Annotated in this window: 15 protein-coding genes; 13 read left to right on the top strand and 2 right to left on the bottom strand. The window is 70.1% G+C overall.

The window, feature by feature from the left end; all coding sequences use genetic code 11:
• Window positions 1-92: 92 nt before the first annotated feature.
• The 9 genes from ACIRR8_RS07475 (at window position 93) to ACIRR8_RS07435 (ending at window position 10,218) form a co-directional block, all read left to right on the top strand.
• Complete coding sequence (locus ACIRR8_RS07475; RefSeq protein WP_404060159.1) at window positions 93-1,019, top strand: ABC transporter permease; 927 nt, start codon at window positions 93-95, stop codon at window positions 1,017-1,019.
• The gene (locus ACIRR8_RS07470; protein ID WP_404060156.1) at window positions 1,012-1,974 is read left to right on the top strand and encodes an ABC transporter permease; all 963 of its coding nucleotides are present in this window, start codon (window positions 1,012-1,014) and stop codon (window positions 1,972-1,974) included. The genes ACIRR8_RS07475 and ACIRR8_RS07470 overlap by 8 nt, the downstream gene beginning before the upstream one ends.
• 11 nt (window positions 1,975-1,985) lie before the next feature.
• Complete coding sequence (locus ACIRR8_RS07465) at window positions 1,986-3,044, top strand: ABC transporter ATP-binding protein (protein WP_404060153.1); 1,059 nt, start codon at window positions 1,986-1,988, stop codon at window positions 3,042-3,044.
• Window positions 3,037-4,179 (top strand): ABC transporter ATP-binding protein, encoded by a 1,143-nt coding sequence (locus tag ACIRR8_RS07460; RefSeq protein WP_404060150.1) that lies wholly within the window; start codon window positions 3,037-3,039, stop codon window positions 4,177-4,179. Before ACIRR8_RS07465 ends, ACIRR8_RS07460 begins: the two co-directional genes overlap by 8 nt.
• A gap of 165 nt (window positions 4,180-4,344) precedes the next feature.
• The gene (locus ACIRR8_RS07455) at window positions 4,345-5,976 is read left to right on the top strand and encodes an ABC transporter substrate-binding protein (protein ID WP_404060148.1); all 1,632 of its coding nucleotides are present in this window, start codon (window positions 4,345-4,347) and stop codon (window positions 5,974-5,976) included.
• Window positions 5,977-6,120: 144 nt separating this feature from the next.
• The gene (locus tag ACIRR8_RS07450; protein ID WP_018490251.1) at window positions 6,121-7,044 is read left to right on the top strand and encodes an ABC transporter permease; all 924 of its coding nucleotides are present in this window, start codon (window positions 6,121-6,123) and stop codon (window positions 7,042-7,044) included.
• Window positions 7,037-8,014: an ABC transporter permease gene (locus ACIRR8_RS07445; RefSeq protein ID WP_404060146.1), complete on the top strand. Its 978-nt coding sequence runs from the start codon at window positions 7,037-7,039 to the stop codon at window positions 8,012-8,014. The genes ACIRR8_RS07450 and ACIRR8_RS07445 overlap by 8 nt, the downstream gene beginning before the upstream one ends.
• A gap of 13 nt (window positions 8,015-8,027) precedes the next feature.
• On the top strand, window positions 8,028-9,005 hold the full coding sequence (locus tag ACIRR8_RS07440) for an ABC transporter ATP-binding protein (RefSeq protein WP_404060144.1): 978 nt from the start codon (window positions 8,028-8,030) through the stop codon (window positions 9,003-9,005).
• Window positions 8,995-10,218 (top strand): ABC transporter ATP-binding protein, encoded by a 1,224-nt coding sequence (locus tag ACIRR8_RS07435; RefSeq protein ID WP_404060141.1) that lies wholly within the window; start codon window positions 8,995-8,997, stop codon window positions 10,216-10,218. The genes ACIRR8_RS07440 and ACIRR8_RS07435 overlap by 11 nt, the downstream gene beginning before the upstream one ends.
• An 11-nt stretch (window positions 10,219-10,229) precedes the next feature.
• On the opposite strand, the gene ACIRR8_RS07430 is transcribed toward ACIRR8_RS07435, so the two are convergent.
• Window positions 10,230-10,715 (bottom strand): DUF3515 family protein, encoded by a 486-nt coding sequence (locus ACIRR8_RS07430; protein WP_404060139.1) that lies wholly within the window; start codon window positions 10,713-10,715, stop codon window positions 10,230-10,232.
• A gap of 248 nt (window positions 10,716-10,963) precedes the next feature.
• Window positions 10,964-13,090, bottom strand: a complete 2,127-nt coding sequence (locus ACIRR8_RS07425; protein WP_404060136.1) for a prolyl oligopeptidase family serine peptidase — start codon at window positions 13,088-13,090, stop codon at window positions 10,964-10,966.
• A 171-nt stretch (window positions 13,091-13,261) separates the two neighbouring features.
• Between ACIRR8_RS07425 and ACIRR8_RS07420 the strand changes: the two genes are divergently transcribed.
• The 4 genes from ACIRR8_RS07420 (at window position 13,262) to ACIRR8_RS07405 (ending at window position 17,508) form a co-directional block, all read left to right on the top strand.
• Window positions 13,262-13,456, top strand: a complete 195-nt coding sequence (locus tag ACIRR8_RS07420; protein WP_109163769.1) for a hypothetical protein — start codon at window positions 13,262-13,264, stop codon at window positions 13,454-13,456.
• 119 nt (window positions 13,457-13,575) lie between these two features.
• Window positions 13,576-14,562 (top strand): N-acetyl-1-D-myo-inositol-2-amino-2-deoxy-alpha-D-glucopyranoside deacetylase, encoded by a 987-nt coding sequence (gene mshB, locus ACIRR8_RS07415; protein ID WP_404060133.1) that lies wholly within the window; start codon window positions 13,576-13,578, stop codon window positions 14,560-14,562.
• On the top strand, window positions 14,559-15,098 hold the full coding sequence (locus ACIRR8_RS07410; RefSeq protein WP_404060131.1) for a DUF6113 family protein: 540 nt from the start codon (window positions 14,559-14,561) through the stop codon (window positions 15,096-15,098). The genes mshB and ACIRR8_RS07410 overlap by 4 nt, the downstream gene beginning before the upstream one ends.
• A 175-nt stretch (window positions 15,099-15,273) precedes the next feature.
• Entirely contained in the window at window positions 15,274-17,508 is a 2,235-nt protein-coding gene (locus ACIRR8_RS07405; RefSeq protein ID WP_404060128.1) for a hypothetical protein, read from the top strand.
• Window positions 17,509-17,549 lie beyond the last annotated feature (41 nt).

Here is a 17,549-nt window from a genome sequence, read left to right as displayed (position 1 = left end):
TGCGTCCTCGCATGACGCAGTAGGCAAAAATTAGGGCCTGACGACGGGGGGCGGACCCAATCCGCCCCCCGTCGTTCCCACGAGGAGGAACCATGGGCCGCTACGTCGCAAGACGGCTGCTCCAGATGCTCCCGGTCATCATCGGGACCACCTTTCTGGTCTTCGCTCTCGTCACCGCCATGGGCGGTGACCCGGTACAGAACCTGTACGGAGAGCGACCTGTCCCGGAGGCGACCAGAGCCGCGCTGACCGCGCAGTACCACCTGGACGACCCCCTGCCGATCCGCTACGGCTACTACCTCGCGGGTCTGGTCCAGGGTGATTTCGGGACGAGCCTCAGCGGCTCCCGTCCCATCAGCGAAATGATCGCCGACGCGTGGCCGGAGACCCTCCGCATCGCCGGCATCGCCTTCGTCTTCGAAATGATCATCGGTGTCGCCGCCGGTGTGATGGCGGGCATGCGGCGCGGAAAGTTCCTGGACAATCTCGTCCTGCTCTCCACGCTGACCGTCATCGCTGTCCCGATCTTCGTCCTCGGGCAGGTCAGCCAGATCTTCCTGGGCGTCAAGGCCGGCATCTTCCCCGTCTCGGGGACCAACGAGGGTTTCGCCAGCTACCTTCTGCCCGGCCTCGTGCTCGGTTCCGTCTCGCTCGCCTACATCGCACGCCTCGCCAGAGCCTCCGTCGCGGAGAACCTGCGGATGGACTACGTGCGTACGGCGAAGGCGAAGGGCCTTTCCCCGTCCCGCATCACCGGCATCCACGTCCTGAGGAACTCGCTGATCCCCGTGGTCACCTACCTCGGCGCGGACCTCGGAACGCTCATGGGCGGGGCCATCGTCACCGAACGGATCTTCAACATCCCCGGTGTCGGCTACAACCTCTTCAAGGCGATCCAGATCGAGGACGGACCGGCGCTCGTCGGCTTCGTGACCCTCCTCGTCATCGTCTACGTGGTGATGGCGCTCGTCGTGGACCTGCTCTATGCCGTGCTTGACCCGAGGATTCGCTATGCCTGACGCAACCAAGACCTCCGCAGCCCCGGAGTCCGCCGAGGAGGCCAAGGCCGCATCGGCGAAGGGCACCAAGGCTCCCGTGAAGGAGCTGGCCAAGCCGCGCAGCCTCCTCCAGGACGCGATCCGCGACCTCGTGCGCCGACCGCTCTTCCTGATCCCCTCCGGCATCATCCTGGTGCTGGTCGCCATGGCCGCGTTCCCGTCGCTGTTCGCCAGCGCCGACCCGCAACTGTGCGAACTGGGCCGCTCGTTGCAGAAGCCCAGCGCCGACGCCTGGTTCGGCTACGACGCCCGTGGCTGCGATGTCTACGCCCGTACGATCTACGGCACCCGCACCTCGATCACCGTCGGTGTCCTCGCCACCCTCGGCTCGGCCCTCATCGCCCTGGTCTTCGGCCTCGTCGCCGGGTTCTACGGCAAGTGGGTCGACGCGATCATCTCGCGCGGCATCGACATCGTGATGGGCATTCCGTTCCTCGTCGGCGCCATCGTCATCCTCAACAGCTTCCGCGACGACGACGGTTTCCGTATCGGCGGCATCTGGGGCGTGCTCACCGCGCTCACCGTGCTCGGCTGGATGAGCATGGCCCGCATCATGCGGTCCACCGCCATGCAGACCAAGCAGTCCGACTACGTCACCGCCGCCCGCTCGCTCGGTGCCTCCACCGGCCGGCTGATGTTCCGGCACGTGCTGCCGAACGCGCTGACCCCGCTGATCGTGCTGGCGACCATCTCGCTCGGCGTGATCATCTCGGCCGAGGCGACGCTCAGCTTCCTCGGTGTCGGTATTCAGGAGCCGACCATCTCCTGGGGCGTCATGATCAACCAGTCGCTGGGGCGGATCCGCGAGTCGCTGCACCCGCTGCTCTTCCCGGCCGGCTTCGTCAGCATCACCGTGCTGGCGTTCATCATGCTCGGCGACGCGGTGCGCGACGCCCTCGACCCCAAGCTGCGCTGAGGGAGGCGTACGTGACTACGATCGAAAAAACCGCGAACGTCCCCGCTCCCCGCAGCGACGACGGACACCAGGGCCCGCTGCTCGAAGTGCGTGACCTGCACGTCGAGTTCCACACCCGCGAGGGTGTCGCCAAGGCGGTCAACGGGGTCAACTACACCGTCGACGCCGGTGAGACGCTGGCCGTGCTCGGCGAGTCCGGCTCCGGCAAGTCCGTGACCGCGCAGGCGATCATGGGCATCCTGGACATGCCTCCGGGCCGTATCCCGCAGGGAGAGATCCTCTTCCGCGGCCAGGACATGCTCACCATGTCCGAGGAGGAGCGCCGCAAGATCCGTGGCCGCCGGGTCGCGATGATCTTCCAGGACGCGCTCTCCTCGCTGAACCCGGTCCTGACCGTCGGCTACCAGCTCGGCGAGATGTTCCGCGCGCACCTCGGCATGTCCAAGAAGGACGCCAAGCTCAAGGCCATCGAGCTGATGGACCGGGTGCGTATCCCGGCGGCGAAGGAGCGGGTCAACGACTACCCGCACCAGTTCTCCGGCGGTATGCGCCAGCGCATCATGATCGCCATGGCGCTGGCCCTGGAGCCCGATCTGATCATCGCGGACGAGCCCACGACCGCTCTGGACGTCACCGTCCAGGCTCAGGTCATGGACCTACTCGCGGAGCTCCAGCGCGAGTACAACATGGGGCTCATCCTGATCACCCACGACCTCGGCGTGGTCGCCGACGTCGCGGACAAGATCGCGGTGATGTACGCGGGCCGGATCGTCGAGACCGCCCCGGTGCACGAGCTCTACAGCCGCCCGTCGCACCCCTACACGCGCGGTCTGCTCGACTCGATCCCGCGGCTGGACCAGAAGGGCCAGGAGCTCTACGCGATCAAGGGCCTGCCGCCCAACCTGACGCGTATCCCGTCGGGTTGCGCGTTCAACCCCCGCTGCCCCAAGGCGCAGGACATCTGCCGTACGGAGATCCCGGCGCTGCACCCGGTTACCGAGCGGGACGGCACCGACCTGCCGGGCCGCGGAAGCGCGTGCCACTTCTGGAAGGAGACGATCCATGGCTGAGCTCGACAAGGAGTCCGTGGACGCCACCCCTAACGTCACCGAGGTGGAGACGGTCGACGCCGCCACCGAAGCGGAGGCCGTAGCCGCTATCGAGGCGCCGGTCGAGCGGGGCGAGCCGATCCTCCAGGTGCGCAACCTGGTCAAGCACTTCCCGCTGACCCAGGGCATCCTCTTCAAGAAGCAGATCGGCGCGGTCAAGGCCGTGGACGGGATCTCCTTCGATCTCTTCCAGGGCGAGACGCTCGGCATCGTGGGCGAGTCCGGCTGTGGCAAGTCCACGGTCGCCAAGCTGCTCATGATGCTGGAGAAGGCGACCGCCGGCGAGGTCTTCTACAAGGGCCAGGACATCACCAAGCTGTCCGGGCGCGCGCTGAAGGCGGTGCGCCGCAACATCCAGATGGTGTTCCAGGACCCGTACACCTCGCTGAACCCGCGCATGACGGTCGGCGACATCATCGGGGAGCCGTTCGAGATCCACCCCGAGGTGGCTCCGAAGGGCGACCGGCGGCGCAAGGTCCAGGAGCTCCTGGACGTCGTCGGCCTGAACCCGGAGTACATCAACCGGTACCCGCACCAGTTCTCCGGCGGCCAGCGCCAGCGCATCGGCATCGCCCGCGGCCTCGCGCTCAACCCGGAGATCATCATCTGCGACGAGCCGGTCTCCGCGCTCGACGTGTCGGTGCAGGCGCAGGTCATCAACCTGATGGAGAAGCTCCAGGACGAGTTCAACCTCTCCTACCTCTTCATCGCGCACGACCTCTCCATCGTCCGGCACATCTCGGACCGGGTCGGCGTCATGTACCTCGGCAAGATGGCCGAGATCGGTACGGACACGCAGATCTACGACCACCCGACGCACCCGTACACCCAGGCGCTGCTCTCCGCGGTGCCGGTGCCGGACCCGTCCGCGCGTGAGGGCCGGGAGCGGATCATCCTCACCGGTGACGTTCCGTCACCGGCGAACCCGCCGTCGGGCTGCCGATTCCGCACCCGGTGCTGGAAGGCCGAGGAGCGCTGCGCCACGGAGGTGCCGCTGCTGGCGATCCCCGAGCGCTTCGTCGCCTCGGGCGGCCCGGCCGCGCACGAGTCGGCGTGCCACTTCGCGGAGGAGAAGGACGTCGTTCACGCGGCGTAACCTCTCGGCGTAGCTGTACGTCGGATGCCCGGCCCCTTCGATAGGGGCCGGGCATCCGTGCGTCCGGCCGCGCCCGTGCCCGTACGGGGTAAGCCCACATGCGATGTGTGGCGGTATGGGGTGATATGAGGCATTGAGCTACTCGATGACTCTAGGAGGCACTTCATGCGCGGAGCCACACGGACCCGGTGGGCCGCATGTGCGGTGGCCGTCGCCCTGGCAGCGACGGCCTGCGGCGGCGGAGGCGACGACAGCGGCGGCAGCGGCGCCGACGGGATCGTGAGCTCCTCCTGGGGCGACCCGCAGAACCCGCTGGAGCCCGCCAACACCAACGAGGTACAGGGCGGCAAGGTCCTCGACATGGTCTTCCGGGGGCTCGTCCGGTACGACCCCAAGACCGGCGAGGCGCAGAACATGCTCGCCGAGTCCATCGACTCCGACGACGCCCAGAACTTCACGGTCAAGCTCAAGGAAGGCTGGACCTTCTCCAACGGCGAGAAGATCACCGCCAAGTCCTTCGTGGACGCCTGGAACTACGGCGCGGCGCTGAAGAACAACCAGAAGAACGCCTACTTCTTCCAGTACATCGAGGGGTACGAGCAGGTCCACCCCGAGTCCGGCTCCGCCTCCGCCGAGACCCTCTCCGGCCTCAAGGTCGTCGACGACCTGACCTTCACCGCCAAGCTCAGCCAGAAGTTCTCCCTCTGGCCCGACACCCTCGGCTACGCGGCCTTCGCGCCGCTGCCCAAGGCGTTCTACACCGACCACGACGCCTGGCTCTCCAAGCCCGTCGGCAACGGCCCGTACACCGTCGAGTCGTACGCCAAGGGCTCCGCGATGAGCCTGCGGAAGTGGGACGACTACCCGGGCGACGACAAGGCGAAGAACGGCGGCGTCGACCTCAAGGTCTTCACCGACAACAACACCGCCTACACCTCGCTGACCTCCGGCAACCTCGACCTGGTCGACGACGTGCCCGCCTCCCAGCTCCGGAACGTGGAGCAGGACCTCGGTGACCGGTACATCAACACCCCCGCCGGCATCATCCAGACGATCTCGTTCCCGTTCTACGACAAGGAATGGGACACGGACAACGCCCGCAAGGTGCGCCAGGGCCTCTCCATGGCGATCAACCGGAAGCAGATCACCGACCAGATCTTCCAGAAGACCCGCACTCCCGCGACCGACTGGACCTCCCCGGTCCTCGGCGAGGACGGCGGCTTCAAGGAAGGGCTCTGCGGCAAGGAGTGCGAGTACGACAAGGCCGCGGCCAAGAAGCTGATCGACGAGGGCGGCGGCATCCCCGGCGGCCAGCTGAAGCTCTCGTACAACGCGGACACCGGCTCCCACAAGGAGTGGGTCGACGCCGTCTGCAACAGCATCAACAACGTCATGGGCAACAACAAGGCCTGCGTCGGCGGCCCGATCGGCACCTTCGCCGACTTCCGCAGCCAGGTCTCCACCCAGAAGATGACGGGCCCCTGGCGCGCCGGCTGGCAGATGGACTACCCGCTCATCCAGAACTTCCTGCAGCCGCTCTACTACACCAACGCCCCGTCCAACGACGGCAAGTGGACCAACAAGGACTTCGACGACCTGGTCGACAAGGCCAACGCCGAGACCGACAAGGCGAAGGCCATCACCACCTTCCAGGACGCGGAGAAGGTGCTGGTCGAGCAGATGCCGTCCATCCCGCTCTGGTACCAGAACGGCAGCGCGGGCTACTCGGAGCGGATCGACAACGTCGAGCTGAACCCCTTCAGCGTGCCGGTCTACACGGAGATCACGGTCAACTGACCCGCCGGGACCGGGGGCCGGGGCGCCTGGGGCGTGTCCGGCGGATCCTGATCCGCCGGACACGCCCTGAAGCGCCCCGGCCCTCAAGCCCATCCGCCCGTCCGGCCTGACCGACAAGGCACCCCCCGACCCCCGGAGCCCCTCATGGGACGTTATGTGATCCGGCGGCTGCTGCAGATGATCCCCGTCTTCTTCGGCACCACGCTGCTGATCTTCCTCATGGTGAACGTGATGGGCGACCCCATCGCGGGCCTCTGCGGCGACCGCCAGTGCGATCCGGCCACCGCCGCCCAGCTGCGCTCCGAGTTCGGCCTCGACAAGCCGGTGTGGCAGCAATACCTGACGTACATGGGGAACCTCTTCACCGGCGACTTCGGCACCGCGTTCAACGGGCAGAAGGTCACCGAGCTGATGGCCACCGCCTTCCCCATCACCATCCGGCTCACCATCGTCGCGATCGTCTTCGAGATCGTCATCGGCATCAGCCTCGGCGTCGTCACCGGCCTGCGGCGCGGCCGACCCGTCGACACCACGGTCCTCATCCTCACCCTGGTCGTCATCGCCGTCCCGACCTTCGTCACCGGCCTGCTGCTCCAGCTCCTCCTCGGCGTCAAGTGGGGCATCATCAAGCCCTCCGTCTCCCCGGACCCCACCTTCGACGAACTCCTCGTCCCCGGCCTCGTCCTCGCCTCGGTCTCGCTCGCCTACGTCACCCGGCTCACCCGGACCTCGATCGCCGAGAACGCCCGCGCCGACTACGTACGCACCGCCGTCGCCAAGGGCCTGCCCCGGCGCCGGGTCGTCGTACGGCACCTGCTGCGCAACTCCCTGATCCCCGTCGTCACCTTCATCGGCACCGACGTCGGCGCCCTGATGGGCGGAGCCATCGTCACCGAACGGATCTTCAACATCCACGGGGTCGGCTACCAGCTCTACCAGGGCATCCTGCGCCAGAACTCCCAGACCGTCGTCGGGTTCGTCACCATCCTGGTCCTCGTCTTCCTGGCCGCCAACCTGATCGTCGACCTCCTGTACGCCGTACTCGACCCGAGGATCCGCTATGCCTGAGCCGCAGACCCCGGACGAAGCGATCTCCCAGGCGGGCGCCGGTGGCGCGACGGACCTCGCCATGGAGGAGGGCACCAGCCTGGAGAGGACCCCGGGCGGACCCGACGGCACCGGACCGGCCGGGAAGCCGCGCAGCCTCTGGTCGGACGCCTGGCGCGACCTGCGGCGCAACCCGGTCTTCATCATCTCCTCGCTGGTCATCCTCTTCCTGGTGATCATTTCGATCTGGCCCTCGCTGATCGCGAGCGGCGACCCGCTCCAGGCCAACCTGGACGACGCCCAGAAGGGCTCCGAGCCCGGCCACCCCTTCGGCTTCGACCCGCAGGGCCGCGACGTCTACACCCGGGTCGTGTACGGCACCCGCACCTCGGTCACCGTCGGCGTCTGCGCCACCCTCGGCGTCGCCCTCCTCGGCAGCGTCCTCGGCGGGCTCGCGGGTTTCTTCGGCGGCTGGTGGGACTCGATCCTCTCCCGCCTCACCGACGTCTTCTTCGGCATCCCCGTCATCCTCGGCGGCCTGGTCTTCCTCTCCGTCGTCACCAGCTCCACCGTCTGGCCCGTCGTCGGCTTCATCATCCTGCTCGGCTGGCCGCAGATCGCCCGTATCGCCCGCGGCTCGGTGATCACCGCCAAACAGAACGACTACGTCCAGGCGGCCCGCGCGCTCGGCGCCTCCAACTCCCGGATGCTGCTGCGCCACATCACCCCGAACGCCATCGCGCCCGTCATCGTCGTGGCGACCATCGCGCTCGGCACGTACATCTCGCTGGAGGCGACGCTCTCCTACCTCGGCGTCGGCCTGAAGGACCCGGCCGTCTCCTGGGGCATCGACATCTCCGCGGCCTCCAACTACATCCGCAACGCCCCGCACATGCTGCTCTGGCCCGCCGGGGCGCTGGCGATCACCGTGCTCGCCTTCATCATGCTCGGCGACGCGGTGCGCGACGCCCTCGACCCCAAGCTGCGCTGAGGAGCCGGTTGCCATGTTGCTCGAAGTGCGCGATCTGCACGTGGAGTTCCACACCCGCGAAGGCGTCGCCAAGGCCGTCAACGGGGTCAACTACTCGGTGGCCGAAGGCGAGACGCTCGCCGTCCTCGGGGAGTCCGGCTCCGGCAAGTCCGTCACCGCCCAGGCCGTCATGGGCATCCTCGACATGCCGCCCGGGAAGATCTCCGGCGGCGAGATCCTCTTCAAGGACCAGGACCTGCTGAAGCTCAAGGCGGAGGAGCGGCGCAAGATCCGCGGCCAGGAGATGGCCATGATCTTCCAGGACGCGCTCTCCTCGCTGAACCCGGTCCTCACCGTCGGCGAACAGCTCGGCGAGATGTACGTCGTCCACCGCGGGATGTCCCGCAAGGACGCGCGGGCCAAGGCCGTCGAGCTGATGGACCGGGTCCGCATCCCGGCGGCGAAGGAGCGGGTCGGCCAGTATCCCCACCAGTTCTCCGGCGGGATGCGCCAGCGCATCATGATCGCCATGGCGCTGGCCCTGGAGCCGTCGCTGATCATCGCGGACGAACCGACCACCGCGCTCGACGTCACCGTCCAGGCCCAGGTCATGGACCTGCTCGCCGAGCTCCAGCGCGAGCTGAACATGGGCCTCATCCTCATCACCCACGACCTCGGCGTCGTCGCGGACGTGGCCGACAAGATCGCGGTGATGTACGCGGGCCGGATCGTGGAGACCGCCCCCGTCCACGAGATCTACAAGGCGCCCGCCCACCCGTACACCAAGGGCCTCCTCCGGTCGATCCCGCGCCTGGACCAGAAGGGCCAGGAGCTGTACGCGATCAAGGGCCTGCCGCCCAACCTGCTGCACATCCCGCCCGGCTGCGCGTTCAACCCGCGCTGCCCGATGGCCAAAGACGTGTGCCGCACCGATGTGCCGCCGCTCCACGAGGTGGACGAGCGGCGCCGGAGCGCCTGCCATTTCTGGAAGGAGACGCTCGATGGACGCTGACCGGACGGGGAACGCGGCTGGCTCGACCCTGCTGTCCAAGGCGGGGGAGGGCACACGGCCGTACGTCGAAGGCGAGCCGATCCTCGAAGTACGGGACCTCGCCAAGCACTACCCGCTGACCCAGGGCATCCTCTTCAAGAAGCAGGTCGGCGCGGTCCGGGCCGTCGACGGCGTCGACTTCGACCTGCACGCGGGCGAGACGCTCGGCATCGTCGGAGAGTCCGGCTGCGGCAAGTCCACGGTCGCGCGGATGCTCGTCCACCTGGAGAAGCCGACCGCCGGCGCCATCCGCTACAAGGGCGAGGACATCTCCCAGCTCTCCGGCCGCGCGCTGAAGGCGGTGCGCCGCAACATCCAGATGGTGTTCCAGGACCCGTACACGTCGCTGAACCCGCGCATGACGGTCGGCGACATCATCGGGGAGCCGTACGAGATCCATCCCGAGGTCGCTCCGAAGGGCAGCCGGCGCCGGAAGGTGCAGGACCTGCTGGACGTGGTCGGACTCAACCCGGAGTACATCAACCGCTATCCGCACCAGTTCTCCGGCGGCCAGCGCCAGCGCATCGGCATCGCCCGCGGCCTCGCGCTCAACCCGGAGATCATCGTCGCCGACGAACCGGTCTCCGCGCTCGACGTCTCCGTACAGGCGCAGGTCGTCAACCTGCTGGACCGGCTCCAGGCGGAGTTCAGCCTCAGCTTCGTCTTCATCGCGCACGACCTCTCCATCGTGCGGCACATCTCCGACCGGGTCGGCGTGATGTACCTCGGCCGGATCGTGGAGATCGGCTCCGACGCGGAGATCTACGACCACCCCACCCACCCGTACACGCAGGCGCTGCTCTCCGCCGTCCCGGTCCCGGACCCCGAGGCCCGCGCCCACCGCGAGCGGATCATCCTGCACGGCGACGTGCCCTCGCCCGCCAACGTCCCCTCGGGCTGCCGCTTCCGCACCCGCTGCTGGAAGGCGCGGGAGCGGTGCGAGCTGGAGGTGCCGCTGCTGGCCATCCCGGCGGAGTTCCGGCTGGCCGACACCCCGGCCCGGCACGACTCGGCGTGCCACTTCGCGGAGGAGAAGCAGGTGGTGCCGCAGGAGGGGGAGCTGGAGGCCCTGGGGCGTCCGGTGGAGGAGGTGCGCGGGCCGGGAGACCCGGAAGACGGCTCCGAGGGCCTGGGAGAGCCGCCGGAGCCTTCCGGGCCCGAAGGCACTTCGTAAGGCCTGCGTCGTCAGCTGCCGGTGGCGGCGCAAGGCTCGCCGGCCTCGATCTTCTGCACCGCCGGGCCGAGGGCCGAGAGGACGGACGCGGCGTCGGTGGTCTCGTGGTGGAGGCGGACCTGCACGCCCGGGGTGCGGCCGTGGGTGGCGAACATCTTGGCGGTCCGGTCGTCGGCGGGCGCCTGGGCGACCCAGTCGACCCCGCCCTCGTCGATGCACTCCGCACCCGCCTCGGGCTCGGGCATGCCGCAGTACACGATGACGTCGCCGTCGCCCCAGGCGCCCGCACCGGCCACGTCCGTCTTCTCCAGCACGTAGCCGCCGAGTCTGTCCGGGATCGCGCCGGTGAACGTGTCACACGCCGGGTTGTCCGAGAAGGGCGGCCTGACGAGGGTGTAGCCGTCGCCGCTGCCACATCCGGCGAGCCCGGCGGCCACGGCGGCACAGGCGGTCAGGGCGGCGGCGAGGCGCAGCGGCCCGCGCAGGTCGTTCGTCAACGTGCTTCCCCCGTGTGGGTGATTTGTCGGTCGGTACGGAAATCTATCCTCCGACCGCGCACCGACCGCCCACCGGCTGCCGAGCAACCCTCATATCCGTTAACAAGCAGGCAACTTGACCGTCGCCGCACCGATATACGGACGGCTCATGCTGGACACCGTACGGCCGTGCGGGTGCCGTGGACCGGCCGGAGCGTCGTCTTGTCGCTCCGGCCGGTTGGCCGCGCTCCGTCGCCGCCGGTGACGTCCTACGCTCGGGGCAGCCCCAGCGACCGCTTGAGGAAGTCCACCTGGAGCAGCAGCAGGTTCTCCGCCACCTGTTCCTGAGGCGTCATGTGCGTCACCCCGCTCAGCGGCAGCACCTCGTGCGGCCGGCCGGCCGCCAGCAGCGCCGAGGAGAGCCGCAGCGCGTGCGCGACCACCACGTTGTCGTCCGCGAGCCCGTGCACGATCATCGTCGGCCGCGCCGGCTCGGCCGCGTGCGAGAGCCCGTCGTCGGTCATCAGCGCGTTGTACGCGTACACCTCGGGCTGGGCGGCCGGATCGCCGAGATAGCGCTCGGTGTAGTGCGTGTCGTAGAGCCGCCAGTCCGTCACCGGAGCGCCGACCACGGCCGCGTGGAAGACGTCGGGGCGGCGCAGCACCGCGAGACCGGAGAGGTATCCGCCGTACGACCAGCCCCGGATGGCGACCCGCTCCAGATCCAGCGGGAACCGCCCGGCCAGCGCGTGCAGGGCCTCGATCTGGTCGTCCAGGGTCAGCACGAAGTCGTCCCGTACGGCCTTCTCCCAGGCGGGCGAGCGGCCCGGCGCGCCCCGCCCGTCCGCCACGATCACCGCGAAGCCCTGGTCCGCGAACCACTGCGAGGTGAGGTACGCGTTGTGGGCGGCGACCACGCGGCGGCCGTGCGGTCCACCGTACGGATCCATCAGGACCGGAAGCGGACCGTCCGACTCCTGGTACTCCGACGGAAGCAGCACGGCGCACGGAATCCGCCGTGCGCCCCCCTCGGTGAGCGTCACCCGCGCCGCGATCACCGGCTCCTGCGCGTGGCTCGCGATCCGGACCAGCCGCTTGCCGTCCCGGACGACCCAGGCGGCCGATCCGGGCTCGTCCGGGGTGGCCGAGACCAGCACGGTCAGGCCTCCCGAGCGGACGGCGGAGTGCACACCCACCCCTTCGGAAATCCGCTCGATTCCCAGCTCGTTGACCCGGTAGACATGGCTCTCACCGGTCTCCGGCGCCGCCGCCTCCTCGCCCGCCACGGCCGAGACCAGGATGTCGGACTCGCCGATGTCCAGCACCGCCTGAAGGTGCAACTGCGCCCCGGTCAGCAGCCGGTCACCGACGGCCAGCACCCGCGCGCCGCCCTCGTCCGCGATCCGCACGAGCCGTCCGTCCGGCGCCCACGCGGGCACTCCACCGAACAGATCCAGCCACACCGGGTCCTCGTCGACATGGACGATCCGGGTCTCGCCGGACTCCGGGTCCACCGCCAGATACCGCTGACTGCGCTGGTCACGGGCCTGCACGAGGAGCAGCGGAGCACCGGCGGAGGACCAGTGCACCTGGGCCAGGTACGGGAACGCCGCCCGGTCCCAGACCACCTCCGTACGGGCGCCCTCCAGGTCCGTCACGAAGAGCCGCACCTCCGCGTTGGGCGTCCCCGCCGCCGGATAGGCCACCTCGGCCGGCTTCCGCTCCGGATGCGCGGGATCGGAGATGAACCACCGCTGTACGGCACTGTCGTCGGCCCGCGCCACCAGCAGCCGGTCCGACTCCGGCGACCACCAGAAGCCCCGGAAGCGGTGCATCTCCTCGGCTGCGACGAACTCGGCCAGACCGTAGGTGACATGGGCGTCCTCCGGCTCCGCCAGCGCCCGGTCTCCGTCGCCCTCCGCGCCCACGATCCGCAGCGCGCCCTTGGAGACGTACGCGATGAGGCGCCCGTCGGGGGAGGGCCGCGGGTCGATCACCGGACCCGGCACCGGCAGCGCCCGCGCCGTACCGGCCCGCAGCTCGGCCACGTACACCTTTCCGGACAGCGCGAACGCGGCCAGCTCGGCCGCCGCGTCCACCGCGTACGACACGATCCCGGCCGATCCCTCACGGGTCCGCTCGCGCCGGGCCCGCTCCTGCGGCGACAGCCGCTCCGCCGAACCGCCCAGCAGTGCCTCGGGATCGGCGACCAGGCGCTCCTCGCCGGAGGCCGGATCGAGCACCCAGAGCCGGTTGGTCCGGTCGGTGCCCGAGGCGGAACGCAGGAAGATCACGCGCGTCTCATCCGGTGAGACGGTGAAGGCGCGCGGTGCGCCGAGAGTGAACCGCTGGGTCCGTGCGTGCTGGCGGGGAAAGGAGAGCTTCGGTGAGGTCATGGCCCCGAACTTAGCCTCGCGCAGCGGTCCGTGCGCCCCTCGTGCTGCTGTGCCCCGATCAATGCGTTGGCACGGATAGTTATGATCCGTAGCGCTCGGTGGGTAAGAAACCCATCGGCTCCCCGTATCCCCGTGTCCCCGTCCCAAACGTACTGATGGAGGTGAACCGCCGTGGCGCTCTCGATTTCGGCGGTGGTGCTGCTGGCGATCATCGTCTTCCTGCTGATCCGGAAATCCGGACTGAAGGGCGGACATGCGGTGGTCTGCGTGCTGCTGGGGTTCTACATCGCGAGTTCGTCCGTGGCGCCGACCATCTCGGACCTGACGTCCAACGTGGCGGGGATGATCGGGAGCATCAAGTTCTGACCGTGTGTACGCGCCTTCCGACCGCGTGTACCCGCTTTCCGACCCGGTACGCCCGGCGTTGACGCGGTCGGCGGGGAGCGGGGGACACCGGGGGCCGCCGGGCTCGTAGGGTGGTCCCCATGAAGGACCTCCCCGCCCGCCGTCTGCTGCTGGTGCACGCGCACCCGGACGACGAGTCGATCAACAACGGCGCCACGATGGCCAGGTACGCGGCCGAGGGCGCCCACGTCACGCTGGTGACGTGCACGCTCGGCGAGGAGGGCGAGGTCATCCCGCCCGCCCTCGCCCACCTCGCCGCCGACCGGGACGACGTGCTGGGCCCGCATCGCGTGGGCGAACTGGCCGCGGCGATGAAGGAGCTGGGCGTCACCGACCACCGCTTCCTCGGCGGTGCGGGCCGGTTCCGGGACTCCGGGATGATGGGCACCGAACAGAACGAGCGCCCCGGCGCCTTCTGGTCCACCCCGGTGGACGAGGCCGCCGCCCCGCTCGTGGAGGTGATCCGCGAGGTCCGCCCGCAGGTCCTGATCGCCTACGACCCCGACGGCGGCTACGGCCACCCCGACCACATCCAGGCCCACCGGGTCGCGATGCGCGCCACCGATCTGGCCGCCGACCCGGCGTACGGCACCGGCACCCCGCACACCATCGCCAAGGTGTACTGGAACCGCGTGGAGCGGGCCGTACTGGAGGCTGCCTTCCACCACCTGCGCGCGACGGCCCCGGACGCCTTCCCGGGCATCGCGGCGGTGGACGACGTCCCGGGTGTGGTGGACGGTGACGCGATCACGGCGGAGATCGACGGATCGGCGTACGCCGGAGCGAAGGCGGCGGCCATGCGCGCCCATGCGACGCAGATCGCGGTGACGGGCGAGGACGCCTTCTTCGCGCTCTCCAACGACCTGGGCCAGCCGCTGCTGACGACGGAGTGCTATCAGCTGGTGCGGGGTGTGCCGGGGGCCGGCGGGGGAGCGCGGGAGGACGACCTGTTCGCGGGGGCCGGGCCGGATGCCGTACGGGACGGGGTTTCCGGTTCCGTTTCGGGTGCCGGGACGGATTCCGGTTCGGGTGTCGGGCGTGGTTCCGGTTCGGAGGCGGGCGCATGAGCGGGAACTCCGGCAAGGGCCGTGACCGCGCCGGTGCGCGAGGTGGTGAGGCGGCGCCTGCCAAAGCGGCACGACCCAAGGGCGCGCGCTCCGGTGTGCCGAGCAGCAACGCGCCGCGCACCAACGCACCGCCGCGCGTGCCGGAGGGCACCGGCCTCACCGCGCGGCCGAACCCGGCCCGGATCGCGGCCTACTTCGGGCTCGCGGTGCTCGGCGCCCTCGTCGCGCTCGCCGGGACACTGGTCCAAGCGGCCTGGTTCCCGGGCGGGTTGATCATCGCGCTGGCCGGGGCGGCGGGCCTCTTCTACGGCGGCCGCATCCTGACCGGCACCCAGATCGGCGCACTCGCGCCCGCGGTCGGCTGGTTCATCACGGTGTTCCTGCTGCTGTCCGGCCGACCGGAAGGTGACTACGTCTTCGGCGACGAACTCGGCCTGGTGCTCTTCATGCTCGGCGGGACCGCCGTCGCTGTGATGTGTGCCACGACCTCCAAAGTGCCGCAATCGGCCACGCGTAACGGCCGGTCCGGTATCTGAAGTGCTAAGTCCGTGCCCGGAATGCCCCCCACAGGTGTGATGCCGAGGTGGAGGTTTCTCCCGGTCGCGGAGTGTCCTACGGCGGCGGCCAGTATGGTGGTGCGCGCGCCGAGCCGTCCCCTGGCCTGCGGCATGGGGGAAGTACGGGCGGCGGAGCCAATCGGGAGAACCTGCTTTGAGTCGTGAAACTGACAGTTCGTCCTCCGGGCCCCAGGGGCGCGGTGGAGCCGCGTACCCGTCGGGTACGCCGCCGTACGGATCCCGCCAGTATGCGTCGCCGGCCGGCTCGGACGAGACCCCGGAATCCGTCGATCCGCCCCGGCCCGAAGAGCCGAAGACCGAGACGACGCTGACGACGCGCATCCGGATCAACATCCCCGGATCGCGTCCGATCCCGCCGGTCGTGATGCGTACGCCGATGGCGGAGAGCGACATCGCCACCGGCCGCCCCGACGCGGAGCGCACCGGCTCCACACCGCGCCCCGGCACGCCGCCGTCCGCGCCCTCGGGCCTGGCCGACGGAGCTTCGGGCGGAACCGGCCCGTCCGGTGACCCGGCCTCCTCGTCCGCGCCGGCCCAGGCCCGGGACGGCGGCGGCTTGGCCGACCCGTCCCCGTCCGGCGAGCCGGCCAAGGGGAAGAGCGGCAGCGACTGGTTCGCCCCGCGCAAGAACCCGCCCCCGGCCTCGGCCTCCGGTACGGACGGTGCGCCTGGTTCCGGTGGTGCGCCCGGTACGGGTTCCGGCGGCGCGGGTCCGCTGGGCGCGGGCGATCCCGGCGGGCCGGGTGCCTCCGGCGGCCCCGGCACTCCCGGCGGTCCCGGTGGCGGCTTGGACGCCACCGGCCGGCCCCGCCCTGACCTGCCGTACTTCTCCGACGCCGTACCACGCCCCGGCAGCGGCCCGGGAGCGTCCGGCTCCGGCATCCCCGGCCCCGGAACGTCCGGCTCCGGCAGCGCTTTGGACGGCTACAGCACCGAACCCCCCGGCGCGGGCCCCCGGTCCACGCCCGACCTCGGCGTCCGTACACCGGGTGCGCCCGGCCCGTCCGGCCCCACGACGGGCCCGGCCACCGGCACCTCCTCGCTGACCCCGAACCTCGACGGCGTCCCGGGCCTCGGCGGCCCCGGCCCGATGGTTCCGGGCGGCGCCCCCGGAGGCGTACCGCCCCGGCTCTCCGACGACACCGCGATCCTGACGCCGCAGTCCCCGGCACCCGACTCCGGCCCCGGCGGCCATGTCTCGGGCGACACGCTGACGAGCGGCATCCCCGTGGTTCCCAGCGAGCCCCGCTCGACGTTCCCGGGCGGTCCGGGCGGTCCCGGCGGCCCGTTCCCGGGCGGCCCGGGCGGAAGCGACCCGTTCGCGGGCGGCCCCGGCGGCCAGGCAGGCGGGCCCGTGGCCGGCCGCACCGCGGCGCGTCCGGCGCCGACGCCTCCGGCCCCCGCGCCCGCTCCCGCGAAGAAGGGCCGCTCCAAGCTGGTCCTCCTCGCCGTGGCCGCGGTCGTGCTGCTCGGCATCGCCTACGGCGCCGGACTCCTGCTGAACCACTCCGAGGTCCCCAAGGGCACCACGGTGCTGGGCGTCGACATCGGCGGCGGCACGAAGGAGGAGGCGGTCGCCAAGCTGGACGCCGCGCTCGGCGAGCGGTCCCAGGCGCCGCTGACGCTCTCCGTGGACGGCAAGGAGCAGAAGCTGGACCCGGAAAAGGCCGGTCTCGTCCTGGACAGCCAGGAGACCGTGCGCGGTGCCGCCGGCAGCGACTACAACCCGGTCTCGGTGATCGGCTCGCTCTTCGGCGGGGCGCGCACCGCGGACCCGGTGATCCCGGTGGACGAGGAGAAGCTCGGCGTCGCGCTGGCCGACCTGGCGGGCGTCGCCGGTTCGGCCCAGGACGGCACGATCCGCTTCGAGCCGAACAAGGCGGTCGCGGTGCCGGGCAAGCCCGGCAAGACCCTGGACGTCGGCCAGTCGCTGATCTCGGTCCGCGACGCCTACCGCACCCAGGTGCAGACCGGCCAGGCCCGCGTGGTCGACCTGCCCGTCGCCACCAGGGAGCCCACCATCACCCAGGCCGAACTGACCCGGGCGATGAAGGAGTTCGCCGAGCCCGCGATGTCCGACCTGATCACCATCAAGGCGGGTCCGAAGCAGATCCAGTTCGGTCCGGCGCGTTCGCTGCCGCAGATCCTCTCCATGAAGGCCGTCGACGGCCGGCTGGTCGACGTCTACGACAAGGACGCGATCAACACCCTCCTGGACGGCGTCTTCGACGGCATCGAGGCGGTCAAGGCCGACGGTTCGAAGCACCCGGTCGACGCCGACGACGTGGCCCAGGCCATGAAGACGGCCCTGACCGGCACTACACCGGAAGCCCGCACGGTCACCATCAACCTGACCGGCGAGGGCTGAGCCTCCCGCCCGTACGCACGGGAGAAGCAGTGAAGCGGGGC

This window comes from Streptomyces sp. NPDC101178 (assembly GCF_044767965.1).
Taxonomy (GTDB): Bacteria; Actinomycetota; Actinomycetes; order Streptomycetales; family Streptomycetaceae; genus Streptomyces.
This window is presented reverse-complemented; position numbering and strand designations above follow the sequence as displayed.

Bases quoted from the DNA above. Each gene is read 5' to 3' on its own strand.
- ACIRR8_RS07440 (WP_404060144.1), top strand. From the start codon at position 8,028: ATGTTGCTCGAAGTGCGCGATCTGCACGTGGAGTTCCACACCCGCGAA.
- ACIRR8_RS07450 (WP_018490251.1), top strand. From the start codon at position 6,121: ATGGGACGTTATGTGATCCGGCGGCTGCTGCAGATGATCCCCGTCTTC.
- mshB (WP_404060133.1), top strand. From the start codon at position 13,576: ATGAAGGACCTCCCCGCCCGCCGTCTGCTGCTGGTGCACGCGCACCCG.
- ACIRR8_RS07425 (WP_404060136.1), bottom strand. From the start codon at position 13,090: ATGACCTCACCGAAGCTCTCCTTTCCCCGCCAGCACGCACGGACCCAG.
- ACIRR8_RS07470 (WP_404060156.1), top strand. From the start codon at position 1,012: ATGCCTGACGCAACCAAGACCTCCGCAGCCCCGGAGTCCGCCGAGGAG.
- ACIRR8_RS07475 (WP_404060159.1), top strand. From the start codon at position 93: ATGGGCCGCTACGTCGCAAGACGGCTGCTCCAGATGCTCCCGGTCATC.
- ACIRR8_RS07445 (WP_404060146.1), top strand. From the start codon at position 7,037: ATGCCTGAGCCGCAGACCCCGGACGAAGCGATCTCCCAGGCGGGCGCC.
- ACIRR8_RS07460 (WP_404060150.1), top strand. From the start codon at position 3,037: ATGGCTGAGCTCGACAAGGAGTCCGTGGACGCCACCCCTAACGTCACC.
- ACIRR8_RS07435 (WP_404060141.1), top strand. From the start codon at position 8,995: ATGGACGCTGACCGGACGGGGAACGCGGCTGGCTCGACCCTGCTGTCC.
- ACIRR8_RS07410 (WP_404060131.1), top strand. From the start codon at position 14,559: ATGAGCGGGAACTCCGGCAAGGGCCGTGACCGCGCCGGTGCGCGAGGT.
- ACIRR8_RS07455 (WP_404060148.1), top strand. From the start codon at position 4,345: ATGCGCGGAGCCACACGGACCCGGTGGGCCGCATGTGCGGTGGCCGTC.